The sequence below is a fragment of the Salinarimonas sp. genome (genome assembly GCF_040111675.1).
Lineage (GTDB): Bacteria > Pseudomonadota > Alphaproteobacteria > Rhizobiales > Beijerinckiaceae > Salinarimonas.
In genome coordinates, this window is record NZ_CP157794.1 from 4,249,505 (window position 1) to 4,269,696 (window position 20,192).

Annotated in this window: 20 protein-coding genes; 1 reads left to right on the top strand and 19 read right to left on the bottom strand. The window is 68.0% G+C overall.

Going from position 1 to position 20,192, the window contains the following annotated elements; genetic code table 11:
* The first annotated feature begins 10 nt into the window (after window positions 1-10).
* On the top strand, window positions 11-1,120 hold the full coding sequence (locus ABL310_RS19640) for a hypothetical protein (RefSeq protein WP_349368687.1): 1,110 nt from the start codon (window positions 11-13) through the stop codon (window positions 1,118-1,120).
* A 63-nt stretch (window positions 1,121-1,183) separates the two neighbouring features.
* Here the strand turns inward: ABL310_RS19640 and ABL310_RS19645 are convergent, their stop codons facing one another.
* The 19 genes from ABL310_RS19645 to ABL310_RS19735 are packed head-to-tail and all read right to left on the bottom strand — an operon-like array spanning window position 1,184 to window position 19,251.
* Complete coding sequence (locus tag ABL310_RS19645) at window positions 1,184-1,846, bottom strand: aminotransferase class IV (RefSeq protein ID WP_349368688.1); 663 nt, start codon at window positions 1,844-1,846, stop codon at window positions 1,184-1,186.
* Complete coding sequence (locus tag ABL310_RS19650; protein WP_349368689.1) at window positions 1,847-2,608, bottom strand: outer membrane lipoprotein-sorting protein; 762 nt, start codon at window positions 2,606-2,608, stop codon at window positions 1,847-1,849.
* Window positions 2,609-2,621: 13 nt separating this feature from the next.
* Entirely contained in the window at window positions 2,622-3,815 is a 1,194-nt protein-coding gene (locus ABL310_RS19655) for an FtsX-like permease family protein (protein WP_349368690.1), read from the bottom strand.
* Window positions 3,812-4,489: an ABC transporter ATP-binding protein gene (locus ABL310_RS19660; protein ID WP_349368691.1), complete on the bottom strand. Its 678-nt coding sequence runs from the start codon at window positions 4,487-4,489 to the stop codon at window positions 3,812-3,814. Before ABL310_RS19660 ends, ABL310_RS19655 begins: the two co-directional genes overlap by 4 nt.
* Window positions 4,490-4,492: 3 nt before the next feature.
* A complete protein-coding gene (locus tag ABL310_RS19665; RefSeq protein WP_349368692.1) occupies window positions 4,493-5,086 on the bottom strand; it encodes a hypothetical protein in 594 nt (197 codons plus the stop codon).
* Between the two features lie 33 nt (window positions 5,087-5,119).
* A complete protein-coding gene (gene fabZ / locus ABL310_RS19670) occupies window positions 5,120-5,587 on the bottom strand; it encodes a 3-hydroxyacyl-ACP dehydratase FabZ (protein ID WP_349368693.1) in 468 nt (155 codons plus the stop codon).
* 23 nt (window positions 5,588-5,610) lie between these two features.
* On the bottom strand, window positions 5,611-6,885 hold the full coding sequence (locus ABL310_RS19675; protein WP_349368694.1) for a hypothetical protein: 1,275 nt from the start codon (window positions 6,883-6,885) through the stop codon (window positions 5,611-5,613).
* Window positions 6,878-8,095 carry a beta-ketoacyl-[acyl-carrier-protein] synthase family protein gene (locus tag ABL310_RS19680; protein WP_349368695.1) on the bottom strand — a complete coding sequence of 406 codons (1,218 nt, stop codon included), beginning with the start codon at window positions 8,093-8,095 and terminating at the stop codon, window positions 6,878-6,880. The genes ABL310_RS19675 and ABL310_RS19680 overlap by 8 nt, the downstream gene beginning before the upstream one ends.
* Window positions 8,096-8,104: 9 nt before the next feature.
* Window positions 8,105-8,569 carry a thioesterase family protein gene (locus tag ABL310_RS19685; RefSeq protein WP_349368696.1) on the bottom strand — a complete coding sequence of 155 codons (465 nt, stop codon included), beginning with the start codon at window positions 8,567-8,569 and terminating at the stop codon, window positions 8,105-8,107.
* 3 nt (window positions 8,570-8,572) lie between these two features.
* Window positions 8,573-9,202, bottom strand: coding sequence for a hypothetical protein (locus ABL310_RS19690; RefSeq protein WP_349368697.1), 630 nt, complete (start codon window positions 9,200-9,202; stop codon window positions 8,573-8,575).
* Window positions 9,203-9,204: 2 nt separating this feature from the next.
* Entirely contained in the window at window positions 9,205-10,329 is a 1,125-nt protein-coding gene (locus tag ABL310_RS19695; RefSeq protein WP_349368698.1) for a beta-ketoacyl synthase N-terminal-like domain-containing protein, read from the bottom strand.
* Window positions 10,326-11,255 carry an ACP S-malonyltransferase gene (locus tag ABL310_RS19700; protein ID WP_349368699.1) on the bottom strand — a complete coding sequence of 310 codons (930 nt, stop codon included), beginning with the start codon at window positions 11,253-11,255 and terminating at the stop codon, window positions 10,326-10,328. The genes ABL310_RS19695 and ABL310_RS19700 overlap by 4 nt, the downstream gene beginning before the upstream one ends.
* Complete coding sequence (locus ABL310_RS19705) at window positions 11,252-12,442, bottom strand: beta-ketoacyl synthase N-terminal-like domain-containing protein (protein WP_349368700.1); 1,191 nt, start codon at window positions 12,440-12,442, stop codon at window positions 11,252-11,254. Before ABL310_RS19705 ends, ABL310_RS19700 begins: the two co-directional genes overlap by 4 nt.
* On the bottom strand, window positions 12,435-13,787 hold the full coding sequence (locus ABL310_RS19710) for a hypothetical protein (protein WP_349368701.1): 1,353 nt from the start codon (window positions 13,785-13,787) through the stop codon (window positions 12,435-12,437). Before ABL310_RS19710 ends, ABL310_RS19705 begins: the two co-directional genes overlap by 8 nt.
* Entirely contained in the window at window positions 13,780-14,766 is a 987-nt protein-coding gene (locus ABL310_RS19715; RefSeq protein WP_349368702.1) for a glycine cleavage T C-terminal barrel domain-containing protein, read from the bottom strand. The genes ABL310_RS19710 and ABL310_RS19715 overlap by 8 nt, the downstream gene beginning before the upstream one ends.
* On the bottom strand, window positions 14,766-15,038 hold the full coding sequence (locus ABL310_RS19720; protein WP_349368703.1) for a phosphopantetheine-binding protein: 273 nt from the start codon (window positions 15,036-15,038) through the stop codon (window positions 14,766-14,768). Before ABL310_RS19720 ends, ABL310_RS19715 begins: the two co-directional genes overlap by 1 nt.
* A 35-nt stretch (window positions 15,039-15,073) precedes the next feature.
* Complete coding sequence (locus ABL310_RS19725) at window positions 15,074-15,814, bottom strand: 3-oxoacyl-ACP reductase family protein (RefSeq protein ID WP_349368704.1); 741 nt, start codon at window positions 15,812-15,814, stop codon at window positions 15,074-15,076.
* Between the two features lie 30 nt (window positions 15,815-15,844).
* Complete coding sequence (locus tag ABL310_RS19730) at window positions 15,845-16,972, bottom strand: AMP-binding protein (protein ID WP_349368705.1); 1,128 nt, start codon at window positions 16,970-16,972, stop codon at window positions 15,845-15,847.
* A gap of 41 nt (window positions 16,973-17,013) precedes the next feature.
* Window positions 17,014-19,251: a chorismate-binding protein gene (locus ABL310_RS19735; protein WP_349368706.1), complete on the bottom strand. Its 2,238-nt coding sequence runs from the start codon at window positions 19,249-19,251 to the stop codon at window positions 17,014-17,016.
* Window positions 19,252-20,192 lie beyond the last annotated feature (941 nt).

Genomic DNA, 20,192 nt, shown 5'->3' on the forward strand with positions numbered 1-20,192 from the left:
GCACGACACAATGACCGACCGCGTCGACGGCAAGCCTCGGATATTGATTGCAACCAATGATTTCGAAACCCCCGGCCGGCCGGAAGACCCGTCGCCGGGCAAGATCAGCGGCTACGTCCACTATTCCGCGGGCACGGTCGCGCTGGTCGAGCAGCTGCTGGCCGAGATCGGCTGCGATGCCGAGACGATGAGCTTTTCCCCGCGGGGCATCGAGGCGCGCGTCGCACGAGCCGCCGCCGAGGGTCGCCCGGTGTCGGGCCTGATCGACCTGTTCGAGCCCAGTGCCGGCAACGCGGCGATCGACGATCTGCCGCGGACGATGGACGCGCTCGGGATCCCGCATTCGGGCTCGGGCGCCGTGTCGCGGATCCTGCAGCGCGACAAGGACCAGAGCAAGATCGTGGCGGAGCAGGTCGGCGTTCCCACGCCGAGCTGGATCAGGCTGTCGGACTCGTCGGATCTGGGCGACGCGGGGCGTCTGGACGCGCTGCTGCCGGCGATCGTCAAGCCGAACACCGCCAGCGTCAGCCGCTCGTTGTTCCTGGCGCGGACCCGGGAAGAAGCCGTTCGTTTCGTCGACCGGGTCAGGCAGGAAGCGCGGGACGACGTGCTCGTGGAACGCTTCGTGCCGGGAACCGAGATCACGGTCGTGAAGATCGGCAACGGCGAGTCTGCCGATGTGGTGCCGTTGATCCTGACCTACGAACGCGGGAACCTGCCGCCGTCGGACTTCGTCTTCCTGCAACAGGACAAGCTGGGCAATTCGCCCAAGGGAAAACGCTGCTTGTGGAAGCTGGCCAGAGCGAAGCTCGACGCGAGCGTGTGTGACGAGCTGGTGCGGCTGACCAACGTGCTGGCGGACGCCTTCGACGGCAAGGACATGATCCGGATCGATTTCCGCATTCATCCTGACGGCACGATCTATTTCATCGAAACGAACGCCCAACCGACCATCAACGACCATATCGGCAGCACGACCTTCACGATCAACCGTGAATACTTCCGCGCTCAACACGGCGTTCAGAAACGATATCTGCAGGTCGCGCTGGACCGCATGGGGCTGTCCGGAGACGGGCGCCATGCCCCGGGCTCGATCGCGGCCGGCGTTCCCTCGCGTTGAAGGCGCGGCTTCGGCCGGCCGTCCCGCGCCTGCCGGCAAGCAGAGGCATGGCCGTGCCCATCGTCACGAACGATCCGACACACCGGGCGACACCAGCGTGGCGGGGATGAGCCCGCGCAGGGAGTTTCCGACGAAGAGCCCCTCCGGGCTGCCGGTCAGGTCGGACAGGCTCAGCGGCGCGACGATGGCGCGCCCTGTTTCGATCAACGCCCTTCGCAGCACGCCGGGCAAGGCGCCCGCGGCGACCGGCGGGGTGATCAAGCGGCCCTCGCGTCGCAGGAAGACGTTGGTGATGCTGCCTTCGCAAACCTCCCCTGCGCCGTTGAGAAAGAGCCATTCGTCGAGGCCCTCGGGCAGCGCCTCGCGTGCCTCGTCGTACAGCTCGCGCCGGTTCGTCTTGTGGGCGCGCCAGATCTCGCCTTCGTCGACACGGCTCTCGTGCACCGCCACGCGCCAGGCCGTGGCGTCCGGGGCGAGGTCGAAGGCCTGGATCACCGGTGCGGCGCCCCCCTCGGCCACGCCGATCCGGATGCGCGCGGGGCCCGCCGGCGCCCGCGCCGCCAGGGACGAGCGCAGGCGATCCAGCGCCAGGGGCAGGCCGAAGGCCGCACAGCTGTCGGCCAGCCGCGCGAGGTGCAGATCCAGCCGCACGTATCCCTCGTCGGGATCGAATCGCAGGGTTTCGAACACCTCGAGCGGCGCGAGCACACGGACCGTCCCGGACATTCAGTTGATCTGGAAGAAGCCGTTCACCGAGAAGTCGCGGCGCGAGAATCGCGCCGACTGCGCCTCCCTCGTCGTGACGACGGTCGTGTTGTAGGGCGGCGTGGGGTTGGCCAGCGCCATGTGGCGGATCGACGTGCCGCCCCCGAAGGACTCGGGCGACGAGAACCACGCCGATTTCTGGTGCTTGCCGCTGACCAGGTAGTAATCGGCGCGCACGGGCACGAGCGACCCCGCCACGACCCAGAGGTCGATCCGATCGTAGGTCGCGGTGCGCGTCGTGGCCTTCAACCGGATCCGCTCGAAGCTGCCGCTCGCGGTACGGAACCCGACATTCGTGGGCGGGCCGGCAGGCGCGGCACTGGGCGCGCGTTCCTCGATCCGGTAGCTGCCCGCGAAGGTCAGCCGCCCGATGTCGCCGAAGTTGGCATCCCCGACCAGACGCTGCAGCGGGCTGATCCGAACCGGGCGGCTGGTGGACGGAATGTAGAGGTAGAACGAGGTGTCGGTCATCAGCACGTAGCGGCCGTTCTCGACCCCGGTCAGCATCTTCACCACCGATTCGTTGCGGTCGTTGAGAAAGACCTGAAAGTCCTTCGTCTGGCCGTCCGCGGTCCGCGCCCGAACCATCACCTCGGCATTCGGATAGGGCACGCGGTGAGCATCGATCTGCTGGAGCACGGCGTCGGCGGCGGCCGGGCTCGGTGACGTCAGCGCCAGAACGGCGACGCAGGCACAGGCCAGGGCGGATTTCCATAGGCTCATCGAGTGGTCCTCCTCAGCGTTCCGACAAGAATTCGACGACTTCGCGCCGCTCGAGCTGATAGGTGGGCGCCCATGCGACGAGCGTGGTCAGGGCGGTGAAGAACGCGACGATCAGGGCGCCACCGAGCAGGTCGACGTCGACGATCAACGGGTATTGCAGCGTCCGGCCCGGCGGCGGCGGCATGTCGATGCCCATCATGGTCACGCCGAAGGCCACGAGCCCTCCCAGAACCACGCCGGCCAGGGCGCCGCACGAGCCCATCAGGGCGCCTTCCAGCGCGAACGTCGCCCGGATCTTGGCGCGGCTGATGCCGAGCGCGATCATCGTGCCCATCTCCTTGCGGCGTTCGTTGATCGCCAGGACGACCACGTTGATCACGGAGAATGCGATCACGGTCGACAGGACCGCGCCCAGCACGAAGAAAACGCTGCGATACAGCGACACGACCCCGCCGTAGAACGGCGACAGCTCGGACCAGGTGGCGACGGTCAGTTCCGGGAAGCGCTGCGCGAGCGCGGCGGCCACGCTTTCCACATCCGCGGTGTCGTGCAGCACGATCACCTTCGTCTCGGTCACGTCGGTGTTCAGAAGAAACCGGGCGGTCTCCAGATGCGTCAGGCCCTGACGCATGTCGAGCTCCGGAACACCGGTCGTGTAGCTGCCGCGCAGACTGACGTCGACGGCATTCAGCACGCCGTCATGCGTCGTGCCCAGGAGCGTCAGCAAGGTGCCCGGCGCGACGCCGATGTCCTGCGCCAGCTCCTTGCCCAGCACGGCGTCGGGCGCGACCGGGTCGTGGTCCAGCGGCAGATGCTCGCCTTCGGTCACCGGCGCGAAGCCGATCGACATCCGGCGTTCCCGTTCCGGCTCGATACCCATCACCTGCAGGGTCCGCGTCTGCGCTCCCGTCGAGATCAAACCGCCGAAGCTGAGCCGGCTCATGCCGAACCGCACCCGGTCGTCGGCGGCCGCCCAGTCCTCCAGGGCGCCGATCTCCCGGGGCGAGAGGAAGTCCTCGTCCTTCGAGACCTGGATGTGCCCCACGCCGCCCAGGATGGTGCTCTCCTGCAGGCCGTAGAAGGTGGCCAGCATGAAGCCCAGCGACAGCATCGCCGACATGGCCCCCACGCCGACGATCAGCAGGACGATGGCGGTGCGCCCGGCGTTCCGCCAGACATTGCGCCATGCGAGACGAACCCATCTCATGCGACGACCCGCCCATCGAGAAGCCGGATCTTGCGGCTGGTGTAGGCCACGATGTCAGGGTCGTGGGTCGACACGATGCAGAGGCATGCGTTCGCGGTGTTCAGTTCCTGGATCAGCGCCATGATCTGCTCCGACGCCTGCGCGTCGAGATTGGCGGTCGGCTCGTCCGCGAACAGGATCTTGGGCCTGCGCACCAGCGCGCGAGCGATCGATACGCGCTGCTGCTGCCCCCCGGAAAGCTGCGCCGGCCGGTGGTTCAGTCGCGTGCCCAGGCCGACCTTCTCCAGCATCTCGACGGCGCGGGCCCGTCTCTCGGATCGGGAAATGGGCACTTCCCAAAGCGGCAATTCGACATTCTCCTGCGCGCTCAGAACGTCGATCAGGTTGAAGCTCTGAAAGATGTAGCCGCAGGTCCCGGCCAGAAAGGCCGAGCGCTCGGCCTCGGCCATGTCGGAGAGGTCGGCGCCCTGGATGCAGACGCGCCCGGCCGTGGGGCGCGCCAATCCCGAGAAGATGCTCAAGAGCGTGGACTTGCCGCTCCCCGACGGGCCGGTCAGGGCGACGAGCTCCCCGGCCTCGAGCGCCACGGAGACATCGCGCAGCGCCGGGACATCGACGCTGCCCATCCTGAAGGTCTTCGACACGTTCTCGGCGACGAGAAGCGGCGCGGCCATCGCTCACTCCCGGTTCACGATGGCGTCGGCGGCGGCCGGATCGAGCGCCTTGGCCTGCGCGAGCAACGCCTCTCCGGCGCCGGTGTCGGTGCCTTCCAGACGCGCGAGCCAGGCATAGACGCTCGCCCGGGTATGCGCCTCCATCCCGTCGAAACTGGCGTGCTCCTTGACGGCGTTGAAGTAGCGCTTGGCGAAATCGGCGCGGTCGAGAAAGCCGGGCACCGCGGCATTGGCGACCGCGGCGTACATGGTGACGCGCAGGAAATCGTCGTGCGACGCGTCGATCCGGGCGGCGGCCTGATCGAGCAGTTCCAGCCCGGCATTCACGGAACGCAGCTTGTTGTAGGGCAGCCATTCTTCCGCAGCGCGCATGGTCAACAGCGTCCCGCGCACCGCCAGCGACAGCGGATCGCTTCGGCTCTGCGGCAGGTCCTCGAGCGTATCGAGCGCGTCCGCGATGCTCATGTCACCTGCTTCGACACGCTCGAAAACCGCCTGCGGGGTCGCGGAAGCCTCGTCCTGGGCGTTCGCCGGGGCGGCCGCGAGAAGCGCGGTCGCCAGGCAGATCGCCACGAGGCGATCGAGGGGTCGCGGCATGGTCGGTCTCCTCTTCCGGTTGCGTCGCATCGGTCAGTCCGCGGCCAGAGCGACGGAGAAGTCCGCCGTGGCGATTTCCCGGCGGTCGACGTGGATCTGACCCTTGAACCGGCTCATCACGCCCAGCCGCTTGAGCAGCACGACGGTGACGACGAGCTGGTCGCCCGGCACGGCGGCGCGATGAAGCTTGAGGGTCATGCCGGTCAGAAAGGCCTTGTCGCCGATCCCCTCCAGGGGCCGATCGGCCGCGCCGCCCTCGGCCGCGTCGGTCTCGGGCTCGATGAAGGCCGATGCCTGCGCCATCGATTCACCCAGAAGCACGCCGGGAACGATGGGCGCAGCGGGAAAGTGGCCGGCGAAGTAGGGTTCGTTCATGGTGACGTTCTTGTGCGCCACCACCTGTTTCGGACCCCAGGACACGATCCGGTCGATCATCAGGAACGGCGGCCGGTGCGGCAGCCGCCGCATGATGTCCTGGATATCGAGATGAGTATCTGGCATGGGCGGAACCTGAAACCGAAGGGTTAGAACCTGAGGGATAATCCGAGATTTGCGGAATACCGCTCCGGCAGGAGGCCGAAGTCGCAGGTGCGGCAGCCGCTGTTCATGCTCACGTTGCCGTAGATCTCGACGCTGTCGCCGATCTCGCGGAACGCATCCACGGTCAGCCGCGTACTGCCGTCCGACAGGTTCACCAGCGCGCTCAGCGACAGGTTCGACGCTCGCGGTCCCAGGCTGTAGCGCGCGAAAGCATAGTTCTGCATGTTCGCACTGCCCAGAACGCTCGCGTCGAAGCCGAGATTTCCGGCGCGCGCGACCGCGGGCGCGGGCGCGTTGCGGTGAAAGTCGACGACGTCGACATAGCGGCCCCATTCCGCATCGCTCATCCCCTCGCCGTCGTGGATCAGCTCGACGAGCAGGTTGTGACCGGAGCGGAACGTGTAGTGCCCGCCGATCACGGCGCGCAGCACGAGGTCGTCGGCATCGAGCCGATGCCGGCCGATGGGGCTGTCGTCCGCGGTGCGGAACCGCAACGTGCCCGAGATCGCGTCGGCATGATATCGCCGCGCGCTGCCGCGCTGCACGAAGGCCGACCCGTGCAGCTGCAGGCCCTCGCCGATCACCGTGCTGAAGGCGCCCCCGGCCCCGCTGCCCAACTCCTCATCGTACCGATAAAGCAGTTGCGCATCGGTGTTCCCGACCGAGAAAGCCGCCGAGGTCACGAATTGCAGGCTGCCCAGGTCGTGGCGGCGGTTCTCGCTCAGGGTCGCCGCGGCCAGAACGTCGCCGAAATAGTGCTCGAAACGGGCCATCGGCGAGCTTTCACGCTCGAAGGTCCGATCGAGGAAGGTCGAATAGTCCGCGCTGTCGCCGAACAGCCCGATGGGTTGGAAGGCGTAGCTCGGGTCGGTGTTGAGCGCGTGATAGCCGAAGATCAGATAGCTCTCGCTGCCGACATCGGTCGCGATCTTCAAGTCGCGGATGCGCAGATCCAGGCCCAGGTCGTCGTTCAGGTCCAGGCCCCGGTGCCGCCGGTTCGGGTTTTCGTCAGCGGTCACCCGCACGCCCAGATCGTAGTCGAAGGCCTCCAGCCCGCCGGCGCAAGACAGCACGAACACCCCCGAATAGTCGGTATCGTCGGAAACGACGTCGGCGAACGTGGTGCTGCGCGGCTCGGTCGCGCGCGCCTCGGCCGTGGCCACGCAATCGGGGCCGCGCACCTGAGCCGACGCGCCGTCCGCCCCGACCAGCAGGGCGAGCGGGGCCAGGAAGCCGACGATGCCGCGTGCCTCACGCATCAGCGTGTTCCAGAACGATGGACGCATTGTTTCCGCCGAAGCCTATGTTGTTGGACAGGATCCGCCGCGGCCTCGCATCCCGCGCCTGGTTGGGCACGCAATCGACACGGCATTTGGGATCGGGGGTCTCGAAGTTGATGGTCGGCGGCAGGAAGTGCTCGTTCATCGCCGCGACGCAGGCCACCGCCTCGAGGGCGCCGGCTGCGCCCAGCGTGTGACCGTGCATGGACTTCGTCGAGCTGACGGGAATGGTCCAGTCCCGGTCCGCCGGGTTGAGCTTCTTGATCGCGCGCACTTCCATGGCGTCGTTGTGCGGCGTGCCGGTGCCGTGCGCGTTGATGTAGTCGAGGTCGGCGCCGGCGATGCCGGCCATGTCGAGCGCGCGCCGCATGGCCAGATGCGCGCCACGGCCCGACGTGTCGGGAGCCGTCATGTGAAACGCATCCGCGCTGGCGCCGAACCCGGTGATCCGGCCCAGCACCTCGGCCCGCCGCGCCCGCGCCCGCGCCTCGGATTCGAGGACCAGGATCCCCGCCCCCTCGGCCAGCGCCACGCCGTTGCGGTTCTTGTCGAAGGGCCGGATCTTGTCGGGGGTCACGTTGCGCAGGCAGTTGAACCCGGCCATCGTCATCTTGGCCATCGGATCGACGCCGCCCACGATCGCGACGTCCAGCTTGCCGGACATGATCATCAGCGCGCCGTAGCCGATCGCCATGTTGGCCGACGAGCACGCGGTCGAGAACGACATGTTCGGGCCCTCGATCCCCAGCTCCTCGGCGATGTGCGTGCCGGACGAGAAGATCGGGTAGTCGCGCAGGCGCGTCGTGTTGATCCGCCCGGTCTCCTGCAGCTTCTCGTAGAAGGCCGTGCCGCCGATCATGCCGCCGAGCGTGGAGCCGAGGTAGACGCCCGCGCTCAGCCGTTCCTCGTCGGTCAGGTGGAGCCCCGCCTGCGCCACCGCTTCGCGCAAGGCCACCATCGCCAGCCGGGTCGACCGATCCATCTTGCGAAAATCCGCCTCGCGATAATGCTCGGCGCGCTCGAGATCGGTCACCTCTCCGCCGATCCTCCCGGCGAGGTCCGACGCGTCGAACGACGTCACCATCCTGATGCCGTCCACGCCCCCCTGCAGGCCCTTGACGAAATTCGCATAGCCCGAGCCGATGCTGCTCAGCACCCCCACGCCCGTGACGACAGGAACTCGCGACATCCGATTCCCCTAATCTCGCTGCGCTTGCGCGTGCTTGACCGCCTCGAACCTGTCGGCGAACCGCTGCATGATCGCCGGCAGCTTGATCAGCATCTTTCCATTGGCATCGAGGATCACGTTCACCGTGGTGCCGGTGCACAGCAGCTGGGAGCTCTTCGGCTTCGTCACGCGGTAACGGATCTCGAGCCGCGCGACCGGGGAAAACACCGGCTCGACCCAGACACGGACGACATCGCCGTAGCGCGCGGGGGCCAGGTAGCGGCACGTCACCTCGGTCACCGGAAACGTCAGGCCGGTCCGCTCGAGCTCCGGGATCGAGATGCCCAGGCTCCCCATGAAGCGGTCCCGCGCCTCGTTGAACCAGATGATGTAATTGGCGTGATAGACGATGCCCATCTGGTCCGTCTCGTTGTAGCGGACATGAAGGTCGTGATGAAAACCCCGCTTCGGCGGCGGGCGCGAGACGAGCTCCATGTCTCAGGTCCCCCTTGCTTCGGACAGGCCGCTGGCTTCGGCGAGGCCCGCGAGGAACGACACCGCGTCCCGCGCCGCAGGCGAGAGCGCCTCGGCCGCGCACATCCGGTCCGTCGTGTCCCGATCGGCCAGAACCAGGGCGCACCGCGTCTCGTCGCTCGGCGAGGCGCCCACGCGGATCGCGCCGATCAGCACCCGGTCGACGATCCCCGACCCGAGCCAGTCGCGCGCCAGCACGAGCTGCGGGCAGCTCTCGACCGGCGCCTTCGCCTCCTCGGACAGCGTCACCGCGGGGCCGGCGACCCGGAACGTCAGGCAAAGCTCCGACGTGGCGGCGTTCGGCACCGACACCGCATAGTGGCGCGGCATGACGTTGCCGGTGGCCAGGCTTCGCTGGAACGCCGTGTAGCTTTCGCCGGCGACATTCGACACCGACAGGCAGGCACCCGTTCGCGCATCCGGCGTCCGGGCGGGCGGCATCAGCGCATGGCCCGCCATGATCAGCACCCGGCTGCCGTGCAGGCAGCGGCCGACGGGCGGGCTCAGCCGCTGGGCGCGGTACCGTCGATCGAGCGCATCGACGGACCCGGCCAGGGCGACGAACGGCGCGCGAGGTGTCCGAGCATGGCGCATGGTCAGACCGCCCTTTCCACGAAGACCGCCGTGTTGCTGCCGCCGAAAGCGCAGTTCATGGTCACGGCCGTCGCCGGCTGCTTTCGTGTCGACGACGCCGAGGCGCCCTGCGCCAGGTGCTCGAATTGCTCATCGACCGCAGCGGTGCCCAAGATGCCCGGCGTGACGGCCCCCTGCAGCGCCAGGATGCAGATGATCAACTCGAGCGCCGCGGCCGCGCCGCAGGTGTGGCCGGTGGCGTTCTTGGTCGCGCTGACGCGCACGTCGCGCAGGCGCTCCCCGAAGACCCGCGCCAAGGCATGGTATTCCATGCTGTCGTTGAGCTCGGACCCGGTGCCGTGAACGTTGATGAAGTCCGGCGCGTCGCGGCGCTCGCCCATGGACATCAGGATCGCCCGGGACATGGCTTGCCCCGACGGCTCCGGCGCGGTGAGCCTGAACGCATCCGTGGCGCATCCGACGCCCGTGACATAGGCCAGGGGCTCCGCGCCCCGTGCCTGCGCCGCATCGGCGCGCTCGACCACGAGCGCAGCCGCGCCCTCGCCCAGCGAGATTCCTTCGCGGCCCGCGGCGAAAGGCGTGCAGCCCGCCCGCGACATGGCGCGCAGCGCAACGAAGCCCTGCATCAGGAAGTCCGAGACGACATCGCCGCCGGCGACCACGACCCGGTCGACCAGGCCGGCCCGGATCTGCGCGCCGGCATAGGCCAGGGCATGGGCCGAGGCGGTGCAGGCCGTCGTGACGGAGAACGGCATCTGCCGCGCCCGGCCCTGCAGCGCCGCCGATCGCACGACGGGCATCGCCGGCGCCGCCCAGCACGCCGTGCTCTCGGGGTCGAAGCGCGCTTCCCAATCGCCGAGCTCGCCATGGGTGGAGCCGACGAGCAGCGGAAGCGGCGCCGCGACCTCGTGCAGGCCCGCGCCGTTCAGCGCCTCATTGATCGCCAGTTCCAGCAGCATCGCGCATCGGTCGGTCCGGTCGTCGTCGATGCCCGGCACCCTAGCATAGGCAAACGCGTCTCGATACCACGCGCGCAGCGCCGACGCGCCGCGCCGCAAGCCCGCTTCGAGCGCGGGAACACCGGTCCCGAAACCAGTGACGCAGCCCATGCCGGTGATCGCGATCATGCCGCCGCCTCCGCAGCGGCGACCGCGACCACCGCGGCGATCTCGCCGGGAGACGCGGTGCCGAGGCAAGTCGCGCCGGGCATGTTCTGAAGCGCGAGGCCCCTCATCTGCTTGCCGATGCCCACCTCGACGAAGGCGGAGGCCCCCTGCGCGGCCATCGTCGACAGGCAGGTCTTCCACAGCACTGGAGCGGTCACCTGGGTCAGGAGCTCGCGCCGCAGGTCGTCCTCCGAACCGATCACCGCCCCGGTCACGTTCGACAGGACCGGAATGCGCGGCTCGTGCATCGGGCACCGCGCGAGGGCCTCCTCGAACATCGGCACGGCGGGGGCCATCAGCGGGCTGTGATAGGCGCCCGCGACGTCGAGCCGCGTCACGCGGAGCCCGGCCGCCCGCAGCGCCGCCTCGGCCTGCGCCAGCGCCGCGACGTCGCCCGAGATCACGGTCTGCGTCGGCGCGTTGAAATTGCACACGGTGATGCCCGCCGTCGCGCAGATCTCGCCGCATTCCTCCGTCCACGCGCCCGAGACGGCCGCCATGCCGCCCGGGGAGAGGGCGTTGGCGTGTTCCATCGCGGCCGCCCGCGCGATCACCAGGTCCAGCGCATCGTCGAAACGGATGGCACCCGCCAGATGCAGCGCCGAAATCTCGCCCAGGGAATGGCCCGCGGCCATCCGGAACCGAACGCCGGCCGCGTGCAGAATCCGCCCGATGCCGGCCGAGAACACGAAGATCGCGACCTGCGCCACCCGCGTCGACTGCAACAGGCGCGCCGGCCCCTTGCGCACCACGCGGCCCAGATCGACCGACATGCGCGCGCCGGCATCGGCCAGCATCTCGTCGAAGACGGGGTGGTGCGACAGAAGTGCGCGCCCCATCCCGACCGCCTGGGATCCCTGCCCCGGACACAGCATCGCGAGCGTCATGCCGGCGCCTCCAGGCGTGCCGACGTGTTCAGCCCGCCGACCCAGAAGTTGTTGCACAGGATCGCTCGCGGCGGTCGGTCCTGCGGACCCGGCAGCCTGAGCGACAGCGCTTCGTCCGGATACTCGGTGCCCACCGGCGCCGGAACGACGCCGTGCTCGAAGATCTTCACCGCCGCCACCGCGTTCCAGAGCCCCGACACGCCCTTGCAATCCCCCACCGCCCCACGGATGTTGGTCACCGTCGGCGCCTCGCGCCCGTTCGCATAGGCGGCGATCGCCTCGGCCTCGGCCCGTTCGGCGTCCCGCGTGCAGTAGCTGCCCGCCAGGACGACGTCCGTTCCCGCACGCGCCGGATCGGACAGCCGCATCGCGTTGGCGATCCCTCTCGAATAGCCGCGCTTGGGCGAGACGCCGCGCGCGTCGTTGGTCGAGGCCCATCCCGTCAGGGCGGCCAGGATGCGCGCGCCCCGCGCCTCGGCCGCCGATCTCGCCTCGAGGGTCAGCGCCGCGCCGCCCGTGGCGGCGATCACGCCGTTGGCCCGCTCGTCGAACGGGCGCACGCGCGCCTCCTTGCCGTCGTTGGGCGAGATGAAGCGCAGCTTGCGATCGATGTCGCGGCCGAGGCCCGCCACATGATCCGACGCGACGGCGATCACGACCTCCGCCTGGCCGGTCGCGATCAGATCCGCGGCGGCACACAGGGCATAGCCGCCCGCGGCCCACCCCATCGGCAGGGCGAGCAAGGGACCGCGGAAACCGTACTCGATGCTGATCAGGCTGGCCGGCGCGTTGTAGACGCTTTCCTGAAAGCCGATGGGCTCGATCGCGTTCACGCCGACGGCGCACAGCAAGTGCACGTTGCGCGCCACGATCTCGGTGGGTTCGTTGGCGGTGCCGTAGACGATGGACACCGTGTCCTTGTCCATCGTCCTGAGCGGCAGATCCGCCTGCGCGATCGCCGCACTGGTGGCCGCGTAGGCGTATTGCGACACGCGCGGCGCGCGGGACACGCGGCTGGACTTCGTGAACCGGGCGATATCGAAGCCCGGCACGTCGACATGCCCGTCGCTGCCCGCCGCAGCCGGGCCGAGGCAGGGGTCGGGTGCGCGAAGCGCGTGCCAGAACGCGTCGACCGTGTCGCCGAAGGGGCCGACCGCGCCGGTGCCGGTGATCACGACGTCACGCATAGGTCCCGCGTCCCGGCTCGGTCTCGGCCAGCGCGGCCCCGCCCGCCTGCACGCGCGGCTCCGTCCGCGCCATCCGCCGGATCTCGTCGGCGCTCAGATGGCACATCGACCGCAGGCCGAAGAGGCTCGCGAAGGCGCGCCGCTTGGTGTAGCGCTCGATGGCGCTGTGGTTGGTGGCAGCGTGATACTCCTCGAGATCATCCGCGTCGGCGGCCTGGATCATGATCCGCTCCAGGTTCATGAACATGACCTGCTTGGAGAAGCCCTCAGCCGACACGGTCCGTTCGTCCAGAAGAGGTTCGCAGCCCAACTTCCGGTAGAGCGGCTCCGATTCCGGCAGCGCCTCGACGATGATCAGCTTGGCATCCACCGAGACCGCGTAGTCGACCGCCGTCGTCAGCAGAGCCAGCGGCAGTTCCTTCGACCGCCGCATGTCGTTGCGGATGGCGAAGTGATCCATCTCGATGATCTTGCCGTAGCGCCGCAGGCGGTCGAGATCGAAACAGTCGGGATCGAGCTGCTCGATGGTCATCTTCCCGTCGACACCGTGGCCGGCGCTGATGCAGCCCTTGATGCCGGCGTCGTCCCGAGCCACGAACCAGCGCAGCGACGCCAGATGCGCATCCGTCCAAACGTCGAGCTGGTAGTCGACCAGCTCCTCCACCGTCCGGTGCGTCCGTCCCCGCGACCGCCGCCGCGACTGCATCATGTTCTGCGCGAAGAACCCGTAAACCTCGCGGACGCTTTCGCGGTCCCGTGGGAAGGACCGGGCGAGCGGATTGGTGGTCCCGACACGGTCGGCATCACGCTTGTGCCCGTAGCTCAGCTGGAACCACAGCGTCAGCGCCGCGCCGATGGCCACGAGGGCCGGCGGCAGGAAGTACAGCTCCAGCCGCGTGGGCATGTAGATGCAGATCACGCCGCAGAGAAGATAGATCACCAACCAGGTCGCGCTCGTCAGCCAGTGGATGTCGTTGCGCCCCAGATGCGTGCGCTGGAAATTCGTGAAGGGCTGGCCGAGCAGCGCCAGCACCGCGCCCACCGCGAACATCGTCCAGAAGACGAATGTCGGGAAGAAGAAGATGTCGTAGAGCTCCGGCCTGACCACCTGCACGATCAGCAGGGCGACGCCGACCCCGATCAGAGTGTAGGTGATCGGGTTGACGTAGCGATGCTTCCGCTCGATCCGCAGCGCGACGAGATTCAGCAGCACCAGCGCGACATTCGCGATGGTTGAGGGCAGGACGAACATGCTCAGCGCGACCACCGGCGTCAGGACCACCGTCGCGAGCCGGTAACGCGCAAAGAAGAATTCCTTGCGCGGGGCGAACCAATCCTCAGTCACTCAGAACACTCCGCGACAGGAACAGCGGTGAGGACACCGCCGATGCAAGCGTCGTCCGACCTTCGCCCGAGCGGACGGCATAGTTCACGCCGACCCAGCCGATATCCCGTTCCACGAAGGCGAAGGCGATATCGGTTTCCAGCCTTGGCGAATAGACGACCCGAACCAGTTTCCCGACGGGTCGCGCCTCGATCATCAGATCCGCGCCCGCCTCGGCCACGCCAGCCTCATCAAGCCTGACGATCAACGACTTGCGCTTGAGATCGCTCTTCTCGCGCAGAACCGCGTCTCTTCCGACGAAATCCTCCTTGCGGAAGTCGATCATCCAATGCAGCCCGGCTTCCAGCGCGGTGACGCGGCCGATGACGTCGGCGTCCTTGATGAACCGCATCTCGAGCGAGACCAGGTCGATGATCGCGGGATCGATCTCTCCGCCGCCCATTTCTCGGGCCGCTTCGAGCACCCGCGAATAGAGCGCGTCGAACCCGTCGTGAGGCGCCATCAGACGGAACTCGAACTCCCCGGTGAAGCTTTGGCGGAAGACGACGTAATCGCCGTCGACGCTCTCCTCGAAGCCCATGTAGGGAATCGAAACGATGTCCTCGCCCGCGATCTCGGTCATCAGCTCCATCGCCTTGGGCCCGATCACGTTGACGAGGCCGTGAGTCGCGGCGATGTCGGTCACCGCGACATCGCCGTCGGCATCGGCGATCAGCCGATCCCGGAGCTCCCGGCGATCGCTGAAGACGAGAAAGCCGTCGTCCTCCTTGCGGAACACGCTCGCCATCGCGAAGACGTCGCCGCTGTGTTCCAGAAAGAGGCCGATGGCGCCCTTCAGGGGTACGATCGCTTCGACATCCTTGGCGAAGGCTGCGTTCAGCCAGGCTTCGGCATCGGCGCCCGTCACCGCCACGGCACAGGCGGGTGCTCCGGCGAAGCAGGCCACGGTCTCACGAACACGAAGATAATCGTCCTGCATCACACCGCTTCCGAAATCGAGCTCGCCCGGCTCTGCTGGATGAAATCGACCACCGTGTTGATCGAGCGCAGGACCTGCATCTGGTCGTCGGACACCTCGCACTTGAACTCGGTCTCGATGGCCAGCGCGATCTCCAGCGCATCGATCGAATCGAGCCCGAGGCCCGCGCCGAACAGCGGCGTGTCGTCCGCCACGTCCTCGGGCTCGAGCTCCAGGTTCAGTCGCTCGATGAGCAGGCTGACGAATTGGCGCGTGATGTCCTCGCGTGCCATGCTCACTCTCCTGGCGTGTTCGTAGGATTGTTCCATCACATGTACCCCCCGCCGCTGACGTTGAGATTCGAGCCGGTGACGTAGGACGACAGATCCGACGCGAGGAACAGACAGGCGCCGGCGACCTCGTCGGGTTGCCCCACACGCCCCAGTGGCACGCTGCGCTCGATCTCGGCATAGATGTCGCGCGGCATCGACTTGGTCATGCGCGTCTCGACCACGCCGACCGATACGGCGTTCACCAGGACGTTGTACGGCGCCACCTCTCGGGCCAGGGCCTTGGTGAACCCCACGATCCCGGCCTTGGCCGCCGCGTAATTGCTCTGACCGGGCCGCCCCGTCAGGCCCGAGACGGACGAGACGTTGATCACGCGGCCCCACCTCGCGCGCATCATCGGCTTGATCACCGCCTTCGCGCACAGGAACGCCCCCTTGAGATTGGTGTCGAGGACCGCGTCCCAGTCCTCCTCCTTGAGGAACGAGATCTGCTTGTCGCGCGTGACGCCCGCGTTGTTGACCAGGATGTCGACGGTGCCGAAGCGCTCTTGCGCCTGCCGGACCATCCCGGCCACGAAGCCCGCGTCCGCCACGTCACCGACCGCCACCTCGATCCTGTCCGCCCGACCCGACAGCTCGTCTCGCAGGTCGCTCAGCGCCTTGCTCTCCGTCCGGCAATTGAGCATCACGTTGGCCCCGTTCGCCAGGAACCGGCGCACCACCGCCGCGCCGATCCCGCGGCTGCCGCCGGTGACGATCGCTGTCCTTCCTTCCAGCATGTCCGCTTCCTTCGCTTCCTCGCGCGCGCTCTATGCGCGCAATTTTTCATTGTAAGCAGCGACGAGCGCCGACAGGGGCAGCTTGCCGTTGGCATTGCGCGGAAGCGCATCGGCCGCGATGCAGTGGCGGGGCATGAACACCGGGTCCACCGCGTCCCTCAGCTTGGCGCGGACCGCGTCGAAGTCCGGCGGCCCGTCGAACACGGCCAAGAGGACCAACCGCGCATTGGGCTCATCGGGCGGCAGGAAGAACGCGGCCTCGCGCACGTGCGGCAGGGATTCCACGATGCGGGCCATGCCCGCGAGCGATTGGCGCTTGCCGCCGATCTTGACCAGATCGCTGGACCGGCCGAGGAAACGGAAGCGACCCGGGCGCGTGATCTCGAGCCGATCGTCGATCACAACGGGCGCGTCGAAATAGTCCGTTTCGAAGATGTACCGCTCGCCCTCCTGTCGCAGCGACATGCCGTCCAGGCAGCGCCACTCCGGCGACGGCTCGTCCATCACCCGATAGGCCAGCGTACCGGCCTCTGTGCAACCGTAGATGTCGGTGACGGGTGTGCCGAACTTCTGCAGCACCACCTCGGCCAGTCCTTCGGGGATGGGGCTGGTGGCGCAGAAGAGCCAGGCCACGTTCGGGAACCGGGCGATGGCCGAATCCGCGTAGATCCTCAGATGGGTCGGCGTGGTCACCAGGACGACGGGCGTCTCGGCGGCTTCCAGGGCCTCGTGCAGGCTTTTCGGGCTCACCACCCTCGCCGTGGGCCGCGCGAACCCCATGACGTTGGTCAGCATGAAGCCGTAGGAGAACCCGAACATGTGGTCCATCGGCACCGTCAGAACGGTCGTCAGCGACATGCCCGGCGTCATCCCGACCGACGCGGCGATCGCCCTGGCATCGCCGACCAGATGCCCCCAGCTGTGCGGCACGGGCTTCGGCTGCCCGGTGGACCCGGAGGTGTGGAAGGTGATCGCGACGTGATCGGCCGGCGTCTCGGCGAACACCCGCGCCACGATGTCGGGATCGTCATCGGGCTCCGCCGCCGGGTCGAGGCCGGCATCCTCGGGCCGTCCGGTGTTCACCAGCAGCGTCGTGCGCGCCGTCAGCGCCGCCATCTGCAGGCGAAAGAACACCTCCGGGTCGCTCGTGTCGAACAACGGGCGCTCTGACATCGACGTGATACCCCCTCGCCGGATCTTCAGAAAGGACCGGGCGTCGCGCCGTGGGCCGGCTCGTTGCCCAGCCGCGATTCGGCTTGTTGTGCGCCGGCGATGCTCGGCCGGCCCGGGGCCCTCCCGGCGGTGCGGCCGCGCGCGGGATGCGCCGGTTCCGGCGCGGCGAGGCCCGAAGTGTCCGCAACGCCGTTCAGGGTGTAGCCGCCGGCGTCGCCGACCGCTGCTTCGGCAACGGCGCGTAACAGCGCCCGGGCCTTCAGCTTGATCTCGTCCAGCTCCTCCTGCGGATTCGACAGGTAGGTGATCGCGCCGCCGCAGCCGATGGACACCGTGTCGCCGCGCAGCACGACGGTGCGGATCACGATGCTCTGGTCGATCTGCCCGTCATAGCCGATCCACCCGATCGAACCGGAATAGACGCCGCGTGGGCCCGCTTCGAGGTTGCGGAGAATCTCCATCGACCGCACCTTCGGTGCACCGGTCATCGACCCACCGGGAAAGCAGGACACGAAAGCATCCAAGCCGCTCTTGCCGGGCTCCAGCTGGCCCGTCACCGTCGACACCATCTGATGCACCGTCGGATAGCTCTCGATGTCCATCAGCTTCGGCACCACGACGCTGCCCGGCGTGCACACGTCGCTCAGGTCGTGGCGCAGAAGATCGACGATCATCAGGTTTTCCGCGCGGTCCTTGGTGCTTTTCTGGAGCGTGCCCTTGAGGTAGGCGTCGTCGGCGGGGTTCCGACCGCGCCGCATCGTGCCCTTGATCGGCTTGGCCTCGACCCGGCCGCCGGCGTCGACCGAGATGAAGCGCTCCGGCGACGAGCTGACGACGATCGTCTCGCCGATCTCGAGATAAGACGCGAACGGGCACGGGTTGCGCTCGCGCAAGAGCTTGTACAGCTTCCAGGAATCGATGCGGTCGGCCTTGGCCGTGATCTGGTTGGTCAGGCACAGCTCGTAGCTTTCGCCGAGCGTGATGTCCTGCCGGCACCTCTCGATCAATTCGAGATAGGCGGCATCGTCGTGGCGGGACGCGAAAGCGATGGGCGCCGCCGCGTGGCCGACCATGCGCGAGGCGGGGTCGGGCGTCTCGACGGGATACGCGCCGCGGGCGACGTGCTCCATCTCGTCGAGAACCCGCTGCGCGCGCGCTCCCTCCCCCGCCGCCGTGCAAACGCCCGCGAAGATCGTGCCGGTTTCGTGATCGAAGACGTAGAAGCTGTCGACCCGCTCCAGCGCCGCGGACTCGCCTTCGCAGCTGGCGGCGCCGACCCCGGCGAACTCTTCCTGCAGCTCGTAGCCGAACCAGCCGATGAACCCGCCGCGAAAGCGGAACTCCGGCTGACGCTGCGCGCAGGCGATGTCGGCGAGCTCCGCACGCAGGTAGGGGGCCAGGGCGCTGTGCACCCGGCGGCTGGCGCCGCCGGGACTGCTCAGCGTGATCACCTTCTCGCGCTGGTCGTAGGTCAGGGTTTCGCGCCCCAGGCCGAAATCCGCCCCGACATAGGAGAACCGCGACAAGCCGGGCCGCGCCATCGCGCTCTCCAGAAGCAACGGCGCCCGGCCCTGCATCCGCAGGGCCTCGACGAGCTCGATGACGTCGCACCGGGTTTCGACGACGCGATAGGCGAATTCGCGCGCGTGCGTCGCCGGGCTGTGCGCGTGCTGCGCCGCGATGTGGCGGGCGGCCAGCTCGACGAAGTTGTCGAAGATGCGCTGGCCATGCTCGGTGCCGATCGATTCCGGGTGGAACTGCACCCCCCAACGCGGCAGCTCGGTATGCCGCAGCGCCATGATCTCGTCGTCCGCCCGGGCGGTCGCCGCGATCTGCGGCGGCAACGGTTCGGCCACGATCCAGGAATGATACCGCACCACCGTCACCGGGCTGGGAATGCCGGCGAAGAGACCGTCGCCATCGTGCTCGACGACCCATTCGCGACCATGCACCGGCCGCCTGGCCAGCCGCACGTCGGCGCCCGCATACCGTGCGATGGCCTGATGGCCGAGGCATACGCCGAGGATGGGCCGGGTGTCGTTTTCCAGTACGTCACCGCACAATCCCAGATCGCTCGCGTTGTACACGTTGCCCGGCCCGGGCGACAGGACGATGGCGTCGGCGGCGTCCAGGCTGCGACGCGCCACATCCGATACGTCGTCGTTCCGGATGACTGTCAGCGTCTCGACGCCGGGCGAGATCTTGAGCGCGTGGATGATGTTGTTGGTGAAGGAGTCGAAATTGTCGATGACGATCAAGTGCATTGATTGCCTACCCGCCGATAACGGTCCGTCAGACATTCTCAGGTTGATTGCCGCTTGCCGCCAAGGTTGCTTGACGGGACGGAACGGTCAAGCGCTTTCTTTCAACAAAATATGCCTGTGATTGTATCAGCACCCGAGGGTAAGCATGAAAGGTATCTTGCAATCAGTTTCGTTAATCGGAAAATCACCTCTTCGGCACGCCGGGCGGACGCGTCTCGAGCCGCTTTCGGTCTGATTGTGGTCGATCGCGGCCATGCTCCGGGCGGCCGCGCTCGGAGGCCGCGGATGGCGGCACGTGTGGCGCAGCATAGGGCCGGCGACCTCGGCCGGCTGGACCACGGTGGCGCCCGCGTGACGCCTCGTGCGCGCGCCGATCCCGATCGGCTCGAGCCGGCGGCCGGCGAGCGACCGACCGGCCATCGGCTCGCGCAGCTCGATGCAGCGCCATAAGGTCGCAGGGTTGCAGGCCGGCGCGTGTCGCTGCTGCCGAACCTCGTCGTCGCGGAGCCGCTCGCATGGCAGCCGCGTCCGGCGAAGGGCGTGCGCGCCCTCCGTGACGTGCTGCGCGGCTGTGCCGCGCCGGTTGCATGACCGCGCCACCCCGTCGGGCTTCATCGGCGGGTCGGCGCCGATGAAGCCGACGCGATGCCACAATGCTCACTGGTGCCCTTCGATCTCGGCGATGCCACGGCGCTCCTCGTCCCGGAATGCCGCTTGAAATCCGAAATCCTCGTAGACCCCGCGACCTCCCTCTACGGCGGACCCCCAACGGGTGCGTCGGCCGATGCGCGATCGTCTCGCAGGACGCCGTCGGCGGGGCGCCGGATGGCGTCGAGATCGCCCGCGCTCGGGAACGTCGTGCTCCCCCACCCCTGGATCTGCTTGACGGACTTGATCTCATGCCACGGTCGCATACAATCGTGGCAATTCGACCGCTGGGC